Genomic DNA, 15,887 nt, shown 5'->3' on the forward strand with positions numbered 1-15,887 from the left:
GGTGCACGGAACGCCGACGCCGCTCGTCGCGGGCGAAGCCCGCCACCAGAATCACTTCATGCGCGCATTTCGCTCGCGAACGGAGAACAAAGATGTCGAACACCACCCAGCCCCACCACACGAAGACGCTCGTCCTGCATACTGAACACACGGGTCTCACCGTGTCCTCGCTCGACGAGGCCCTCGATTTCTGGTGCGGTGTGATGGGCTTCGAGCTCGTCTCTCGCAAGGACCTCGGCACGGGCCCGCTGGTCGAGAACATCGTCGGCGTACCGGGCGCCGACCTGCAGATCGCAACGGTGCTTGCGCCCGGCGGCCACAAGATCGAGCTGCTCGAGTACCGCGCGCCGGCCGATCGCACCGTCTACCGGCCGCGTTCGTGCGACGTGGGCTCGGCCCACCTGACGTTCTCAGTGTCGGACATCGAAGAGATGATCGCGCGCGTCGAAGCGGCGAACTGGCAGCGGCTCGGCCTCACGCAAGTGCTGCCGACGGGTACGCGCGCCGCCTACGTCCGCGGCCCCGAGGGTCACACGATGGAATTCATGCAGTTCCCCGTCGCGAAGGCCGCGTCCGCGAACTGAAGGCCGCAGGCACAACAACAACGATGCACGGAGACAAACCAATGAAAAAGCTCATTGCCGCCTGCGCGGCCGCCATCGCTTTGGCCGCGCCCGCACTGGCGCAGGTGAAGGTCGGCGTGATCATCGGCACGACCGGCCCTGCGGCCGGCCTCGGCATTCCGTACAAGAACACCTTCGCGATCCTGCCGAAGACGCTGGGCGGCCAGCCGGTGGACTACATCATCCGCGACGATGCGAGCGACCCGACCAATGCCGTGAAATTCGCGCGCGACCTGGTCGTTGGCGACAAGGTCGACCTGCTGATCGGCGCGGGCACCGTGTCGTCTTCGCTCGCCATCGCGGATGTGGCGGCCCAGCTCAAGACGCCGCAGATCGCCATGGCGCCGGTCGGCGCGGAGATCTCAAAGAACCCATGGATGTTCGCGAGTGTGCAGCCGGCGCCCCTGATGATGGCCGCCGTCGCGGCCGACATGAAGGCCCATGGCATCAAGACGGCCGGCTTCATCGGTTTCTCGGACTCGTGGGGCGACACGGTGCTGAACGGCCTCAAGGCCCATGCGGATGCCAATGGCGTGAAGATCGTCACCGACCAACGCTATGGGCGCCTCGACACCAGCGTGGTGGGCCAGGTGCTGAAGGTGCTCGCGTCCAACCCGGACGCGGTGGTGCTGGGCGGCTCGGGAACGCCCGGCGTGCTGCCGCTGATGACGCTGCGCGAGCGCGGCTACAGGGGGCGCATCTACCAGAACCACGGCATGGTCAACAGGGAGTTCATGCGCGTGGGCTCCAAGGCCTGGGACGGCGTGGTCGCGCCCGCGGGCCCGGTGGTGGTGGCGGAGCAGCTGGCCGACGGCGCGCCGACCAAAAAGACGGCGATGGAGTTCGCGAAGTTGTATGACCAGGTCTATGGCCCCGGCACGCGAAATTCGACCTCGGCGTATTCGTACGACACGTACCTTATCGCCGATCGTGCGGTCGCCGAGGCCATGAAGAAGGCGAAGCCTGGCACGCCGGAGTTCCGGCAGGCGGTGCGCGATGCGCTCGAGTCGTCGAAGGAGGTGGTCGGCACGCACGGTGTCTACAACATGACGGCGACCGACCACGCGGGCGTGGACCAGCGGGCCGTGGTGCTGCTGCGCGCCGAAAACGGCGACTGGAAACTGGTGAAGTGATCGGCCCGCGCGCCCAGCGCGCCCGGCCCTGTTTCAACCAAGCTGCCACAGGCACACGCATGGACTTCCAAACCGCATTGCTTCTCGCGCAGGACGGCGTGATCACCGGCGCCATCTACGCGCTGCTGGCCGTCGCGATCCTGCTCGTCTTCACGGTCACGCGCGTGATCTTCGTGCCGCAGGGCGAGTTCGTCGCTTTCAGCGCGCTCACCATGGCGGCGCTGCAGAACGGCAAGACGCCCGGCACGCTCTGGCTTCTGCTCGCGATGTCGGGCATCGCGGCCGCCATGGAGCTGTGGGCCGGATGGCGCGATCGCGATCGCGCCCGCATGGTGAAGGGCGTGGTGCTCTACGGCGCCTTGCCGGCCGCCCTGGCGGCCGTTGTCACCTGGGTGGTCCCGCTCAGCATGCCACTCTTGGTGCAGGCCCTGGTGGCGATGGTCATCGTCGTTCCGATGGGGCCGGTGCTTTATCGCATCGCCTTCCAGGATGTGGCGCATGCCTCGGTATTGCTGTTGCTGATCATCTCGGTTGCCGCGCACCTGGCGCTTGCGGGCGTCGGCCTGCTCGTGTTCGGGCCCGAGGGCACGCGCACGACGCCCTTCAGTGATGCGAGCTGGACCGTCGGGCCGCTGCAGGTGACCGGCCAATCGCTCTGGGTCGTCTGCGCGAGCGTGCTGGCCATCCTTGCGCTCTTCTGGTTCTTCACCCACACCTACCGTGGCAAGGCGCTCAAGGCGACCGCAGTCAACCGCGTGGGCGCGGAGCTGATGGGCATCGGCACGACCCGTGCGGGCGCTGTGGCGTTCACGCTGGCGACCGCCATCGGTGCGCTGTCAGGACTGCTGATCGCGCCGATGACGACCATCGTCTACGACACCGGCTTCCTGATCGGCCTGAAGGGCTTCGTCGCCGCCATCATCGGTGGACTGGCCAGCTATCCGCTCGCCGCGGCGGGCGCGTTGCTGGTGGGCCTGCTCGACTCGTACTCGTCCTTCTGGGCCAGCGCCTACAAGGAGGTGATTGTCTTCACGCTGATCCTGCCGGTGCTGCTGTGGCGCTCGCTGCACTCGCCTCATGTCGAGGAGGATGAGGAATGACGCGCCTGCGCTCCCCCCTGTTTGCACTGCTGGTGCTGCTGCTGTTGGCAGTCGGCCCGCAGCTGTTGCCCGAATCGGCAGTCACCATCCTGAACTACACCGGCCTCTATGGCCTGGTCGCGATCGGGCTGGCCCTGTTGACTGGCATCGGCGGCATGAGTTCATTCGGCCATGCCGCGTTCGTCGGCGTCGGCGCCTATGCGACCAGCTACCTCACGACCGCCGCGGGGCTCTCGCCCTGGATCGCGCTGCCCGTGGGCATCGCCGCGAGCTGCGCAATCGCGACGGTGCTCGGTGCGTTGACCCTGCGGCTGGCCGGGCACTACCTGCCGCTCAGCACTATCGCTTGGGGGCTCAGCCTGTTTTTCCTGGCCGGCAACCTCGACTTCCTCGGCGGCCACACCGGCATCGGCAACATCCCGGTCATCACGCTGTTCACGTTCGACTTCGACAACGCCCGGCGCTTCGCCTACCTGATCTGGGCCATCGTGCTGGGCGCCGTGCTGCTCGTGCACAACATGCTGTCGTCGCGCCAGGGCCGGGCGATCCGCTGCCTGAAGGGCGGTCGCGTGATGGCCGAATCGATGGGCGTGGACATTCCGCGCACCAAGCTCATCGTTTTCGTCCTGTCGGCGGTGCTGGCTTCGGTGTCAGGCTGGCTCTACGCGCACCTGCAGCGCTTCGTGAACCCGACCCCGTTCGGCCTCGACTACGGCATCGAGTTCCTGTTCATGGCGGTGGTGGGCGGGGCCGGCCACATCTGGGGCGCGCTGCTCGGCGCCGGGCTGATCACGGGCCTGCGCGAGACGCTCAACGACGTGCTTCCGCGGCTGCTCGGGCAGACCGGCAATTACGAAGTGATCGTGCTGTCGGTGCTGACCATCGTCCTGTTGCAGCGCGCACCCGAGGGCCTCTGGCCTCTGATCACGCGGCGGTTCCCGGCGGGCGCTGACCCGACGGGTGCGCAGAGGCGCACGGAGCCTGCCCTCGAGCGCCGCACGCTGCCGCCGGCGGGCGAGACCCTGCTCGACGTCGAGGAGGCGACCAAGCGGTTCGGTGGCCTGGTGGCGGTGGGCCGCGTGAGCCTCACGGTCAGGAGCGGCGAGATCCTCGCGCTGCTCGGGCCCAACGGCGCGGGCAAGAGCACGATGTTCAACCTGATCTCGGGCGTGCTGCCCGTGAGCTCGGGCACCGTGCGCTTCCTCGGAAAGACGATCGACGGCCTCGATGCCCACGAGCTCGCGCGCCGCGGCATGAGCCGCACCTTCCAGCACGTCAAGCTGCTGCCGCAGCTCTCGGTGCTCGAAAACGTCGCGATCGGTGCGCACCTTCGCGGCCGCGCCGGCATCCTGCGCTCGTCGCTGCACCTGGAGCGCCACGAAGAGAGGCGCCTGCTGGCCGAGGCCGCGCGGCAGCTCGATCGCGTCGGCCTGGGCGCGCACCGGCAATCGCTGGCCGGCAGCCTGCCGCTCGGCGACCAGCGCGTGGTCGAGATCGCCCGCGCGCTCGCAGCCGACCCGTGCCTGTTGCTGCTCGACGAACCGGCGGCCGGTCTGCGCCTGCAGGAGAAGCAGGCCCTCGCGGCGCTGCTGCGCAAGCTGCGCGCAGAGGGCATGGGCGTGTTGCTGGTCGAGCACGACATGGACTTCGTGATGGGGCTGGTCGACCGCATCGTGGTGATGGAGTTCGGCCAGAAGATTGCCGAAGGTCTGCCCGCGGAGATCCAGAAGAATCCGGCCGTTCTCGAGGCTTACCTGGGCAGTGTCGAATGAGAGTTCAAGAACCGTCAGACGGTGAAGTCGCAAACCTTCTTGATGTGCGAGGCCTGAACGTGGCCTACGGCAAGGTCGACGCGCTGCATGGTGCGACGCTGCGCGTGAACGCGGGGCAGATCGTCACCGTGATCGGCCCGAACGGTGCCGGCAAGACCACCATGCTCGCCGCGATCATGGGGCAGCTGGGCTGCAGCGGCGAGGTGAACTTCCTCGGCAGGAGCCAGGCAGGCGTCAAGGTCGAGCGGCGGGTCGCGGCCGGAATGAGCCTGGTGCCGGAGCGCCGTGAGCTGTTCGGCACCATGAGCATCGAGGACAACCTGCTGATGGGCGCCTATGCGCGCCATAGCCAGGGCCTGCGCGACCACCGCGAGACGATGGACGAAGTGTTCAGGCGCTTCCCGCGCCTGAAGGAGCGGCGCGGGCAACTCGCCAACACGCTTTCTGGCGGCGAGCGCGCGATGCTGGTGCTCGGGCGAGCCTTGATGGGCAAGCCCCGGGTGCTGCTGCTCGACGAACCGAGCCTCGGGCTCGCGCCGCTCGTGGTTCGCGAGGTGTTCCGCATCATCGCGGACCTCCGCCGCAGCGGCGTGGCGATCCTGCTGGTGGAGCAGAACGCGCGCGCCGCGCTGCAGGTGAGTGACCACGGCTATGTGCTCGAGACCGGGACCATCGTGCTGGACGGCCCAAGCGCCGCGCTCGCAGAGGACCCGCGCGTGGCCGCGACCTACCTCGGTGGCGCGGGCCGGCATTGACGGCGCCGAGCTGACCCACCCGATCCCTTCAATGAAAGCCTTTGAAATGACCGCCTTGTATCACCCATCCCATGCCTCATTGGCCGGACCGCTCCTCGATCGGCGTTCGATCCTCCTCGCTACCGGTGCAGTCGCCGTGTCCGGCTTAGCATGGGGCATGACTGTTCCCGCATTGGCCTCGCGCACCTTCGGCACGCCGCGCCACACCACGCACTACCTCGAGTCGGGGCCAGCCGACGGGCCGCTCATGATCTTCCTCCATGGGTGGCCTGGCATCGGGCTGATCTGGCATGCGCAGATGGATGCGTTCGCGGCCGAGGGCTGGCACTGCGTGGCGCCGGACCTGCGCGGCTACGGCGGCTCTTCGGCTCCTGCGGCCAACGATGCCTACACCATGGAAGCCATCGTGGCGGACATGACCGAGCTGCACGACCACCTGGGCGGCAAGCCTGCGGTATGGGTCGGCCACGACTGGGGTGCGGCCGTGGTGGGCGCGCTGGCCGCGCATCATCCCCGGCGCAGCCGCGGCGTGGTGCTGACCTCGCTCGCGTACTTTCCGGAGGCGTTCGCGCTGCCCACGCTCGTTCCGCTGGTGGACCGCACGCTCTATCCGGCCGACACCTATCCCGACGGCCAATGGGACTACTACCGCTGCTACACGACGAACTTCGCGTCGGCCGTGGCCGATCTCGATGCCGACCCGTCGGCGTCGCTGGCCTCGGTGTACCGGTCCGGCAACCCGGCCGCGATGGGCAAGGTGTCGCCGTCGGCGATGGTCACGCGCAGCGGCGGGCGCTACGGCGCCGCGCACCGTGCCCCCGCGATGGCGCCTGACCCGGCGCTGTGGCCGGCGGCGGACTTCGATGCGCTGGTGCAGGCCTTCAAGGCCCATGGCTTCGGTCCCGTGAGCGCCTGGTACACGAACGGCGACGCCAACATCGCCCATGCCCGGCGCGCGCCCGACCAGGGCCGCCTGTCGCAGCCGGTGCTCTACATCAACGGCGACTGGGATGCCATCTGCAGCATCGCGGGCAACCGCCAGGGCGATCCGATGCGCGCCGCGTGCCCCGACCTGACGGAGACGGGCCTGCCGGCCGGGCACTGGCTACCGCTCGAGCGCAAGGCGGAGCACGTCGCGGCGATCCGCAGCTGGCTGCGTGCCAAGAAACTCTGAGCGCGGGGCAGGCGCCGGCTGATGGCGGGAGTCCGGCCGGAACTCACCCCTTGCGCACCTTCGACTCGCTCTGCGCGATCGCCACTTCGATCTCGGTTGCGGCGTCGCGCAGTTGCGCGAGGAATTTCTTCGCGAGCTGGTCGGGGCTCGTCGCCCGCGTAATGGCAACCACGTTGATGCATGCCAGCACCGCCCCCTGCTTGTTCATCACTGGCACCGCGATGGCCGCCACCTTCTTGTCCGCCGACCATTCGCCATGGTTGGCGCCGTAGCCGTCGCGCTGGGTCCGCAGCATGATCTGCTTGAACGTCGCGAGCGAGATCAACGGCACTTCGCCGGCCTCGTACTTGCTCGCGATCAGGTCGAGGATGCGGTCGCGTGTGGAAGCGTTCGAGAACGCCAGGTAGGCGCGGCCCATCGACGTCATGAGCATCGGCAGCCGCCGGCCCAGTGTGCGCCGGTGGAACGACAGAGGGCTCTGGTGGTGCGTGGCCGCGCGAATGACCATGGTGTCTTCCTGCGGCGTGGCCAGTGAGCAGGGCCAGGTGATGCGCGCTGAGAGCTCGTCCAGGATCGGCGCGGCCAGTTCGGCCACATGGTCGTAGGTGGTGAAGGCGTCGCCCCAGCGCTTCAGTTCTGCCGTGAGGAAGTAGGCGCCGTCGTCCTCGGAAGACTGCACGAGCCCTTCGAGCACCAGCGTCTCGAGCAGCCGCCGCACCGTGGTGCGGTGGATGTCGGTGCGCGCGCTCAGTTCGGGAATCTGGGCGCGCCCGTCCGCACAATCGCACAGGGCGCGCAGGATCGCGAGGCCGCGAGACAGGCCCTGGACGTGCTTGTAGACAGAGGAGTCGGGGGAGGAATCGCTGGCGGGCATGGCGGTCGGAATGGCAGAACCCATGAACCGATTGTGCGGCGGTCGGCTGCGAACTTCCACCTTTTGCCGCCGCGCGCGAAGCGTTTGTGCACCCAGTGCACAACCCGTTCGAAGTCGTTGGCGTGCAGCGAGGCCGCGCCGAGACTCGGTCGCACTTGAACCAAACCGACCTCATGACCGCCTCAACTTCGCCCCCCTTCTCCAGCGTCTGGAGTGATCTCCACGGCGTGCCCTTCACGCAAGGCTATCTCGACGCAGGGGGCATCCGCACCCGCTACCTCAGCGCGGGCGACCCTGGCCAGCCACTGCTGCTACTGCTGCACGGTGTCGGTGGGCATGCGGAGGCCTATGTGCGCAATCTGGCGGCCCACGGCAAACACTTCTGGACCGTCGCGATCGATCTGCTGGGCCACGGCTGGACCGACAAGCCTGATGTCGACTACCGGCTGCGCCATTACGCGCAGCACCTGCGCGACGTGCTGGCGGCCCTGGACCGCAAGAAGGCGCATCTTTCTGGCGAGTCGCTCGGCGGTTGGCTGGCGGCCTGGATGGCGGTGCACCACCCCGAGTTGGTCGAACGGCTGGTGCTCAACACGGCGGCCGGCTGGACCGCGCATCCGGAGGTGATGACGCGCCTCAAGACGATCTCGACCGCCGCGGCCGAAGACCCGTCGTGGGAGCGCATCCGCGCCCGCATCGAGTTCCTGATGTACGACAAGGCCATGGTGACAGACGATTTGATCGAGACGCGACGTGCCATCTATGCGCAGCCCGGCTTCGCACGGACGATGCAGCACATCATGTGCCTGCAGGAGATGTCGGTCCGTCGCGAGGACATGATCACGGCCGACCAGTACCGCTCGATCGTGGCGCCTTCGCTCGTGGTGTGGACCTCGCACGACCCGACCGCGACGCCCGCCGAAGGCCGGCAGATCGCCGACATGATTCCCGACAGCCGCTATGTCGTCATGAACGAGTGCGGCCATTGGCCTCAGTATGAAAACGCGAACGAGTTCAACCGCGTCCACCTCGACTTCCTGCGGGGTAACTGAGCAATGGACGCCCATCAAAACGACCTGGCGCAGCGCCTGCGTGCGGCCCGCGACACCGGCGTGCCGATCGCGCCGATCCGTGACCTCGTCGGCGTCGCGGATGTCGACGCGGCTTACGCGATCCAGGACATCAACACGCGCGATGCCATTGCCTCCGGCAGGCGGCTGACCGGCCGCAAGATCGGGTTGACATCGCTCGCCGTGCAGAAGCAGCTGGGCGTCTCGCAGCCGGATTTCGGCATGCTCTTCGCAGACATGCAGGTGGGCGAGGGCGAGCCCATCGCGATGCAGCGCTTGCAGCAGCCGAAGATCGAGGCCGAGATTGCGCTGATCCTCGGGCAAGACCTCACCGGCGACGAGCTCACGATGGCCGACGTGCTGCGGGCCACCGCGTATGTGCTGCCCGCGCTCGAGATTGTCGGCAGCCGCATCGCGAACTGGAACATCGGCATCGTCGACACCATCGCGGACAACGCCTCGGCAGGCCTGTTCGTGCTCGGCGGCCCGGCGCACGGCGTGGCCGGCCTCGACATGAAGGACGCGGCCATGGTCATGACGCGCAACGGCGAGACGGTGTCCACGGGCTCGGGTGCCGCCTGCCTCGGCCACCCGCTCAACGCGGCGACCTGGCTCGCGCGCGAGATGGTCAGGCGCCGCCGGCCGCTGCGTGCGGGCGACATCGTGCTCACCGGCGCGCTCGGGCCCATGGTGCCGGTGCAGCCGGGAGACCGCTTCGTCGCCACGGTCGAAGGCCTGGGCACGGTCGAGGCGCTTTTCTCTGAGACCTCGGCATGAGCAGGGTCAAGGCCGCCATCATCGGCTCTGGCAACATCGGCAGCGACCTGATGTTCAAGATCATGCGGCATGCCGAGCACCTTGAGATGGGTGCGATGGTCGGTATCGATCCGGCCTCGGACGGGCTGCAGCGCGCCGCGCGCCTGGGCGCTGCGACCACCGCGGACGGCATCGAGGGCCTTCTGCGTCTGCCGGTGTTCGACGAGATCGACGTGGTGTTCGACGCGACCTCCGCGGGTGCCCATGCCGGGCACGACGCGCTGCTGCAACGGCACGGCATCCAGGTGATCGACCTCACGCCGGCCGCCATCGGTCCCTTCGTCATTCCCGCGATCAACCTCGAGCGCGAGCATGCGAGCAACATGAACATGGTGACTTGCGGCGGTCAGGCGACCATCCCGATGATCGCGGCGGTGTCGCAGGTCGCCCGGGTGTTCTACGGCGAGATCGTGGCGAGCATCTCGAGCAAGTCGGCCGGGCCCGGCACGCGCGCGAACATCGACGAGTTCACCGAGACGACCGCGCGCGCCATCGAGGCCCTCGGCGGTGCCGAACGCGGCAAGGCCATCATCGTGCTCAACCCGGCCGAGCCGCCGCTCATCATGCGGGACACCGTCTTCGTGCTGTCCGAGGACGCTGACCGCGCCGCGATCGAACACAGCATCGCTGACATGGTTGCCCGGGTGCAGTCGTACGTGCCGGGCTACCGGCTCAAGCAACAGGTGCAGTTCGAAGCCGTTGCGGCTGACCGTCCGGTGAACATTCCGGGTGTCGGGCTGCGGCACGGCCTGAAGACCTCGGTGTTCCTGGAGGTCGAAGGGGCCGCGCACTACCTGCCGGCCTATGCCGGCAACCTGGACATCATGACCTCGGCGGCCGTCGCCTGCGGCGACCGGATGGCGCGTCGGCGCATCGAGGCCGGCATCGCGCGCCGGCGGGGGAACCAGTCATGAAAGAGCGATCCATGCGCAGCAAGATCTACATCTCCGACGTCACCTTGCGGGATGGTAGCCATGCGATCCGCCATCAGTACTCCGTGCCGGATGTGCGTCGGATCGCCAAGGCGCTCGACGATGCACGGGTCGATTCCATCGAGGTGGCGCACGGCGACGGGCTTGCGGGCTCCTCCTTCAACTATGGCTTCGGGGCGCACACCGACCTCGAGTGGATCGAGGCGGTCGCATCGACGGTGCACTTCGCGAAGGTCGCAACGCTGCTGCTGCCCGGCATCGGCACCGTGCACGACCTGAAGGCGGCGCACGCGGCCGGTGCGCGGATCGTTCGGGTGGCCACGCATTGCACCGAAGCCGACGTCTCGCGCCAACACATCGAGGCAGCGCGAGCGCTCGGCATGGACACGGTCGGCTTCTTGATGATGAGCCACATGACCACGCCGCAGCAGCTGGCGCAGCAGGCCAGGCTGATGGAGGGTTACGGTGCCACCTGCATCTATGTCGTCGATTCGGGTGGTGCGTTGAGCATGACGGATGTCCGCGACCGGTTCCGCGCGCTCAAGGAAGTGCTCGCGCCCGAGACGCACACCGGCATCCATGCCCATCACAACCTGAGCCTGGGCGTGGCGAACTCGATCGTCGCAGTCGAGGAGGGCTGCGACCGCGTCGATGCGAGCCTGGCCGGCATGGGCGCGGGGGCCGGCAACGCGCCGCTCGAGGTGTTCATCGCCGCGGCCGAGCGCCTGGGCTGGAACCATGGCTGCGACCTGTACACGCTGATGGACGCCGCCGATGACATCGTGCGGCCCTTGCAGGACCGGCCCGTGCGCGTCGATCGTGAGACGCTGGCGCTCGGCTACGCAGGCGTGTATTCCAGTTTCCTGCGGCATGCGGAACTGGTCGCCGCTCGCCATGGCCTGAAGACGGTGGACATCCTCGTCGAGCTGGGACGGCGTCGCATGGTGGGCGGACAGGAAGACATGATCGTGGACGTCGCGCTCGACCTGCTGAAGGCCGCGCCATGAAGGTGCTCTGCATCTCCCACACGCCGCTGCGCGGGCACCTCGATCCGGCGGATTCGGCCATTGCCGAGATCGACGCGCAGATCGAAGGGCTGCGCGACAGGGTGCGGGCCTTCGCGCCCGAGCTGGTGGTGCTTTTCGCGCCCGACCATTTCAACGGTTTCTTTTACGACCTGATGCCGTCGTTCTGCATCGGCACCGCGGCCTCGGCCATCGGCGACTTCGGCACGGTGGCCGGGGAGCTGTCGGTGCCGACCGCGATGGCTTCGGCCTGCGCCGCCTCTTTGCTTAAGCAGGGGATCGATGTGGCAGTGTCGCATCGCATGCGGGTTGACCACGGCTTCGCCAATCCGCTGCAGGACATCTTCGGCGGGTTGGCCGAAGTGCCGGTGATTCCGGTCTTCATCAACTCCGTCGCGCCGCCGCTGCCGGCCCTCGCGCGCAGCCGTGCGCTGGGTCGGGCGGTTGGCGTCTTCGCCCGGTCCACGGGCAAGCGCACGCTGTTCATTGGCTCGGGCGGGCTCTCGCACGAGCCGCCTGTGCCCCGCTACGCGACTGCGCCCGCGGACGTGAAGGAGCGCCTGATCTCCGGGCGCAACCCGCCGCCCGCGATCTCCGAAGCGCGGTTCGATCGCCTCATGCAAGCGGCCACGTCGCTCGCGCGCGGCGATCCGCAGTTCAAGCCCTTGAACCCGCAATGGGACCGGCAGTTCCTCGACTTGCTGAAGGAGGGCCGGATCGCCGAGTGCGACAGCTGGAGCGACGAGGAGGTGGGCCGCATCGCGGGCGATTCGGCGCACGAGGTGCGGACCTGGCTTGCGGCCGTATCCGCCGTCGAGGCGGATGGGCATCCTGCCGTCGATTTCACGTACTACCGCGAAGTACCGGAATGGATCGCGGGCTTCGGCCTGCTCTGGGGGGACGGCAAATGACACTCGATAACGGAATCAAAGGTGAATGACATGACGAACACGAACTTGAGCGGAAAGACGGTCCTGGTCATCGGCGGCAGCGCCGGAATCGGCCTCTCCATTGCGCGGATCGCGGCCAGCGAGGGTGCTCGCGTCCATGTCGCATCCCGCGGCGTCACCAACCGCGAGGGAAACCTGGAGGCGGCGGCATACCACCAGTGCGATGCGAAATCCGAGGAGTCCCTGGACCAACTTTTCAAGGCGATTGGCCGGGTCGACCACGTCGCCATGACGGTCCACGAGTCGGCCGCGCGGCTGGGCATCGACACGACCGCCGACAAGATGAATTTGGATGCGGTCATGGAGTACTGCAACGGCAAGTTCTTCAGCCAGTACCGTGTCGTCAAGGCTGCACTCCCGCACCTGGCGAGCGGCGGGTCGATCACACTCACCTCCGGTGTCGCGAGCCGCGCAACGATGGCAAACCACTCCGCCATTTCAGCGGTGAACGCGGCGATCGAGGCTTGCGTCCGGCAACTGGCCAAGGAACTCGCGCCGCATCGCATGAACGCCGTTGCGCCCGGTGTCACAGCCACCACGACCTACGACGCGATGTTGCCTGCCGCCAAGGAAGATTTCGTGAAGAAGATCGCGGCCAAGGTCCCGCTGCAGCGGATCGCCAGCGCTGAAGAGGTTGCGCTCGCCTACATCTTCGCAATGAAAAGCGGATACGTGAGCGGAAGCGTCATCGACGTAAGCGGAGGTCAGCTCGTCGCCTGATCTCTTAAGGATGGTCGTCCGCCTTGCTGCGGCGGTGGCTAGTACGATTCAGCGGTTTCGTACCATGAGCCACAGCTACGACATCGTGAATGCGTCGTAGCGTGCAGCAACAGCAACAGCAACAGCAACAGCAACAGCAACAGCAACAGCAGCAGCAGCAGCAGCAGCAGCAGCAGCAGCAACGGGGCTGGGTGCGCTTGTCGATGTCTACCGCGAACAGATTGGCGGCCGATTTGCTGCCCGACGCCATGGTCCGTCTCGCGCAACGCCGCCCAGGGTCACTGGGAGCATGGTGCAGCCAGGATTGCTACTGACGGGCCAGCGCTCCGCGGCCATCATGAGCTGGACCCAATCAGCAGAGCTCAACGGACACGAACCGCACGTGCAACTGAGCGATGTCTTCGATCGACTATCGCCACTTCCCCTGCCAGTCAAACAAAGTCGCTGTGGTGGCATATTCACGCAGCTGGATGAGCTTGCCATGGCTGAGCCTTGCTACGGTGGACCCGTCAAAGCTCTTTTCCTCGCCGCGCCAGGTGTAGTGGAACGTCCATTCCGCCACTTCCCTGTCTGCCACGGAATAAACATCATGGACTGCCCATTCAAGCACTCGGCCATCCTCAGCCAGCCACTGGTTATGGAATGCGGGCAGCGCGGGCACCAGGATGATGTTGGCCATCAACATCGCATTCGGTGCCCTGAGGTGATCTCGGTTGCACTGGTGCTAACAATCAGTCGTCGGGCTGCGGCTGAGGCGGTGCAAACAGAGCGCGATAGGGAGGCGACATCAGTTTTTCTAGTCGAGGCCACTGCCGCTCCCAGAACGGTCCGGCAGGAATCAGCGACGGGTCAAGCGCATCCGCCACATGGATCCCATGGCGCTTTGCGACCTTTTGTCCGGCATCGTCGCTGGCGAGCAGCGTGATCTCTTTGAACAGGGGTTGCAACGGACTGCGCCCGTTGCCGATGCTCTCGACGTCGTGCTTCACAGCCTGTTGGCGCATGAATTCGCGCGCGACGTCGATGGCAAGGCGCAGTTGCATCTCGCCTTTATCGTTCTGCTTTTCTTTCAGCCGGTGCAAGTTGATAAGCCTGCTGCGTAGCACATGAAGCTCGTGCATGACTCGGAATGAAGCATCCGCTCGAAAGGCGGTCACGGCGCGTGCGCGCACCTGATCCGAGGTCAATCCGATCAGGCTCCATAGCACATCGACGTTGATGTATTCCTCCTTTGGTAGCAACAGGAACGCCTGTCCGACAAGCGATGTCATGGCGCGTCGGCTTGGAAAGAATGTCTTGCCATGAAGCGCTTTCGCGTATCGGGTTACGCTGTCATTGGAGGTCGGAGATTCGGTCAGAAAGTCGACATCCCGCGAAATGGCTGCGACCCCTTCGGGCACGGCGACCCCGTAGTGCTCGACCCACAGCGCCAATGCCTGACCGCCCACAAGGATGTCTTCACTAGCGACTCTGACGAGCTTGAGAAAGATGTCCGAGGGCGTCTCTGCCTCACTGCCGATCGGCTTTACCAACCTTCACCCTCGCTCGATTCAGCTTGTACCTGACGCCGAAATGCAAATCCCTGGAGTGCCTCTTTGTTGAAAAGGTGAAGGCTTCTGGCGGAGCGCTCACCGCGGGCTACCTGATCGGCATCTCTGGCTTGCAGCCTGCGTAGCTGTGGAGAGCCGCGCAGACCGGCTTCACCCAACGCCACCTTAACAAGATGATCCGCCCTGCTCTTTTCGCCAAGAAGTTCCATGGCGGCCGTGGAACTCAGGCCGGCGGCCTCCAGAGCCGCGCCCAAGCGGGCCCAGTATTCCATTTGCTGAGCAATTGGCCGGCCCAACGCCGCTCCGGTGGAGTGCGCCAAGCTGTAAAGCTCATCAGAAATGCGGATCGATTGCGCCATCGGCGCATTCTATGTGGCACATTGCCACATGGCAAGGCGCTGCTCTGGAGGTCGTGCAAAGCTGCAGAGCGGACAGTACCGCCAGGGCTGCCCAAGCAGATCGCGTCTTTGTTCCTGATCTGGCCGCCCACGCGCTGCTCGATGCCAACCCTCGGTAGGCGGCCGAGACAGCCAACGTCGATGCTTGGCCAGGGCATGCAACGGCGCGTGCGTTGGCGCACGTTCAAGCGTGAGTTCGCAGGGGCGCTCATTGTGAGATCTCGCCTGTGCCGGGCTTGGTTTTCTTTGCGCAGGCGCCACGGCATCAACCTCGCAGTGCCTGACTCTCGTCTGTCGACGACTCGAAAGAGCCTCTTGACACTTCACATCTAGGCCCTGCGCACACGTCTCGTCTCGTCTCGGCACGTGCCGCGACTCAGCGCCACGCTGGTTACCGTCCACCAGCGACTTCGCTTTCAGCCTACCCGGCGATGTTGCACTCTCGGTGCAGCAGCGCCAGCGCATCCTCGGTAGCTTGCACCCGGTCGCTGCGCAGGAGGGGCTCGGCCTCTTCGATGAAGGTGTTCCACAGGTGCAGGTAGTCGCCCTGCAGCTGAAGGGGGCCGTGCTGAAGCACGAACTGCCGGGGCAGATCGGCATCGAGGCCCGATGTCCGAATCTTCTTGACCAGGCTGGCTGCGGTCTTTCTGGTGAGCAGCGTGGTGTGTTTGCCGTGCGTGGCGATGCGCAGGAACAGTGTCAATAGCGAACTGTCGTCGGTGTGGCCCTCGGTAGCCTTCTCCCACAAGACGCTGTTGCTGCGTTCGAGATGTTCCAGGTCGGCCATGGCGTCTTCGAACCAGAAATAGCGGCCCAGGAAGGCCGGCGTCTGGTCGAAGAGTCTGCACACGTCGAGCGTGGCATCCAGGATCCTTGGCATGTCCTGCAGGACAGAAGCCTGTACCGACTGCACCACCTCTAGGGAACGTCTGATCAAGTCGTAAATTGGCTTGTCGGCGATGGTGCGTGTTTGGCCTGTTGCGCTCGCAGGCTCG

17 protein-coding genes and 1 pseudogene are annotated in these 15,887 nt (G+C 66.3%); 12 read left to right on the forward strand and 6 right to left on the reverse strand.

Annotated elements, in window-relative coordinates:
• The first annotated feature begins 92 nt into the window (after positions 1–92).
• The 6 genes from AB6807_RS38950 (at position 93) to AB6807_RS38975 (ending at position 6,557) form a co-directional block, all read left to right on the forward strand.
• The gene (locus tag AB6807_RS38950; protein WP_371088753.1) at positions 93–584 is read left to right on the forward strand and encodes a VOC family protein; all 492 of its coding nucleotides are present in this window, start codon (positions 93–95) and stop codon (positions 582–584) included.
• A 41-nt stretch (positions 585–625) separates the two neighbouring features.
• Positions 626–1,756, forward strand: coding sequence for an ABC transporter substrate-binding protein (locus tag AB6807_RS38955; RefSeq protein ID WP_371088754.1), 1,131 nt, complete (start codon positions 626–628; stop codon positions 1,754–1,756).
• A 59-nt stretch (positions 1,757–1,815) separates the two neighbouring features.
• Complete coding sequence (locus tag AB6807_RS38960; protein ID WP_371088755.1) at positions 1,816–2,856, forward strand: branched-chain amino acid ABC transporter permease; 1,041 nt, start codon at positions 1,816–1,818, stop codon at positions 2,854–2,856.
• Complete coding sequence (locus tag AB6807_RS38965; protein ID WP_165840590.1) at positions 2,853–4,628, forward strand: branched-chain amino acid ABC transporter ATP-binding protein/permease; 1,776 nt, start codon at positions 2,853–2,855, stop codon at positions 4,626–4,628. The genes AB6807_RS38960 and AB6807_RS38965 overlap by 4 nt, the downstream gene beginning before the upstream one ends.
• Entirely contained in the window at positions 4,625–5,383 is a 759-nt protein-coding gene (locus AB6807_RS38970) for an ABC transporter ATP-binding protein (RefSeq protein ID WP_116914399.1), read from the forward strand. The genes AB6807_RS38965 and AB6807_RS38970 overlap by 4 nt, the downstream gene beginning before the upstream one ends.
• Positions 5,384–5,540: 157 nt before the next feature.
• On the forward strand, positions 5,541–6,557 hold the full coding sequence (locus AB6807_RS38975) for an alpha/beta hydrolase (protein WP_371088756.1): 1,017 nt from the start codon (positions 5,541–5,543) through the stop codon (positions 6,555–6,557).
• Positions 6,558–6,600: 43 nt separating this feature from the next.
• Here AB6807_RS38975 and AB6807_RS38980 read toward each other — a convergent pair whose 3' ends face one another.
• Positions 6,601–7,455, reverse strand: coding sequence for a DNA-binding transcriptional regulator (locus tag AB6807_RS38980; RefSeq protein ID WP_371088757.1), 855 nt, complete (start codon positions 7,453–7,455; stop codon positions 6,601–6,603).
• Between the two features lie 149 nt (positions 7,456–7,604).
• On the opposite strand from AB6807_RS38980, the gene AB6807_RS38985 reads away from it, so the two are divergent.
• Genes AB6807_RS38985 through AB6807_RS39010 form a run of 6 tightly spaced genes read left to right on the forward strand, consistent with a single transcriptional unit; the run spans position 7,605 to position 12,944 of the window.
• On the forward strand, positions 7,605–8,483 hold the full coding sequence (locus AB6807_RS38985; RefSeq protein WP_116914396.1) for an alpha/beta fold hydrolase: 879 nt from the start codon (positions 7,605–7,607) through the stop codon (positions 8,481–8,483).
• Positions 8,484–8,486: 3 nt separating this feature from the next.
• Positions 8,487–9,278, forward strand: coding sequence for a 2-keto-4-pentenoate hydratase (gene mhpD, locus AB6807_RS38990; protein ID WP_371088758.1), 792 nt, complete (start codon positions 8,487–8,489; stop codon positions 9,276–9,278).
• Entirely contained in the window at positions 9,275–10,231 is a 957-nt protein-coding gene (locus AB6807_RS38995; protein WP_116914394.1) for an acetaldehyde dehydrogenase (acetylating), read from the forward strand. The genes mhpD and AB6807_RS38995 overlap by 4 nt, the downstream gene beginning before the upstream one ends.
• A gap of 11 nt (positions 10,232–10,242) precedes the next feature.
• Positions 10,243–11,256: a 4-hydroxy-2-oxovalerate aldolase gene (gene dmpG, locus AB6807_RS39000; RefSeq protein WP_371088759.1), complete on the forward strand. Its 1,014-nt coding sequence runs from the start codon at positions 10,243–10,245 to the stop codon at positions 11,254–11,256.
• The gene (locus AB6807_RS39005; RefSeq protein WP_371088760.1) at positions 11,253–12,185 is read left to right on the forward strand and encodes a 3-carboxyethylcatechol 2,3-dioxygenase; all 933 of its coding nucleotides are present in this window, start codon (positions 11,253–11,255) and stop codon (positions 12,183–12,185) included. Before dmpG ends, AB6807_RS39005 begins: the two co-directional genes overlap by 4 nt.
• A 30-nt stretch (positions 12,186–12,215) precedes the next feature.
• Complete coding sequence (locus AB6807_RS39010) at positions 12,216–12,944, forward strand: SDR family oxidoreductase (RefSeq protein WP_116914392.1); 729 nt, start codon at positions 12,216–12,218, stop codon at positions 12,942–12,944.
• Positions 12,945–12,982: 38 nt separating this feature from the next.
• Here AB6807_RS39010 and AB6807_RS39015 read toward each other — a convergent pair whose 3' ends face one another.
• The 5 genes and pseudogenes from AB6807_RS39015 to AB6807_RS39035 all read right to left on the reverse strand — a co-directional run.
• Entirely contained in the window at positions 12,983–13,126 is a 144-nt protein-coding gene (locus AB6807_RS39015) for a hypothetical protein (protein ID WP_371088761.1), read from the reverse strand.
• A gap of 227 nt (positions 13,127–13,353) precedes the next feature.
• Positions 13,354–13,623: a hypothetical protein gene (locus tag AB6807_RS39020; RefSeq protein WP_165840587.1), complete on the reverse strand. Its 270-nt coding sequence runs from the start codon at positions 13,621–13,623 to the stop codon at positions 13,354–13,356.
• A 52-nt stretch (positions 13,624–13,675) separates the two neighbouring features.
• Positions 13,676–14,476 (reverse strand): hypothetical protein, encoded by an 801-nt coding sequence (locus tag AB6807_RS39025; protein WP_371088762.1) that lies wholly within the window; start codon positions 14,474–14,476, stop codon positions 13,676–13,678.
• Positions 14,470–14,853 carry a hypothetical protein gene (locus AB6807_RS39030; protein ID WP_116914389.1) on the reverse strand — a complete coding sequence of 128 codons (384 nt, stop codon included), beginning with the start codon at positions 14,851–14,853 and terminating at the stop codon, positions 14,470–14,472. Before AB6807_RS39030 ends, AB6807_RS39025 begins: the two co-directional genes overlap by 7 nt.
• 460 nt (positions 14,854–15,313) lie before the next feature.
• Positions 15,314–15,887: pseudogene (locus AB6807_RS39035) on the reverse strand (hypothetical protein); the annotation flags it as partial.

The sequence above is a fragment of the Variovorax sp. RCC_210 genome, from assembly GCF_041355175.1.
Classification (GTDB): Bacteria; Pseudomonadota; Gammaproteobacteria; order Burkholderiales; family Burkholderiaceae_C; genus Variovorax.

Bases quoted from the DNA above. Each gene is read 5' to 3' on its own strand.
- AB6807_RS39005 (WP_371088760.1), top strand. From the start codon at position 11,253: ATGAAGGTGCTCTGCATCTCCCACACGCCGCTGCGCGGGCACCTCGAT.
- AB6807_RS38965 (WP_165840590.1), top strand. From the start codon at position 2,853: ATGACGCGCCTGCGCTCCCCCCTGTTTGCACTGCTGGTGCTGCTGCTG.
- AB6807_RS38950 (WP_371088753.1), top strand. From the start codon at position 93: ATGTCGAACACCACCCAGCCCCACCACACGAAGACGCTCGTCCTGCAT.
- AB6807_RS39030 (WP_116914389.1), bottom strand. From the start codon at position 14,853: ATGGCGCAATCGATCCGCATTTCTGATGAGCTTTACAGCTTGGCGCAC.
- AB6807_RS38980 (WP_371088757.1), bottom strand. From the start codon at position 7,455: ATGGGTTCTGCCATTCCGACCGCCATGCCCGCCAGCGATTCCTCCCCC.
- AB6807_RS38975 (WP_371088756.1), top strand. From the start codon at position 5,541: ATGACTGTTCCCGCATTGGCCTCGCGCACCTTCGGCACGCCGCGCCAC.
- AB6807_RS38960 (WP_371088755.1), top strand. From the start codon at position 1,816: ATGGACTTCCAAACCGCATTGCTTCTCGCGCAGGACGGCGTGATCACC.
- dmpG (WP_371088759.1), top strand. From the start codon at position 10,243: ATGCGCAGCAAGATCTACATCTCCGACGTCACCTTGCGGGATGGTAGC.
- AB6807_RS38995 (WP_116914394.1), top strand. From the start codon at position 9,275: ATGAGCAGGGTCAAGGCCGCCATCATCGGCTCTGGCAACATCGGCAGC.
- mhpD (WP_371088758.1), top strand. From the start codon at position 8,487: ATGGACGCCCATCAAAACGACCTGGCGCAGCGCCTGCGTGCGGCCCGC.
- AB6807_RS38970 (WP_116914399.1), top strand. From the start codon at position 4,625: ATGAGAGTTCAAGAACCGTCAGACGGTGAAGTCGCAAACCTTCTTGAT.
- AB6807_RS39020 (WP_165840587.1), bottom strand. From the start codon at position 13,623: ATGGCCAACATCATCCTGGTGCCCGCGCTGCCCGCATTCCATAACCAG.
- AB6807_RS38985 (WP_116914396.1), top strand. From the start codon at position 7,605: ATGACCGCCTCAACTTCGCCCCCCTTCTCCAGCGTCTGGAGTGATCTC.
- AB6807_RS38955 (WP_371088754.1), top strand. From the start codon at position 626: ATGAAAAAGCTCATTGCCGCCTGCGCGGCCGCCATCGCTTTGGCCGCG.
- AB6807_RS39010 (WP_116914392.1), top strand. From the start codon at position 12,216: ATGACGAACACGAACTTGAGCGGAAAGACGGTCCTGGTCATCGGCGGC.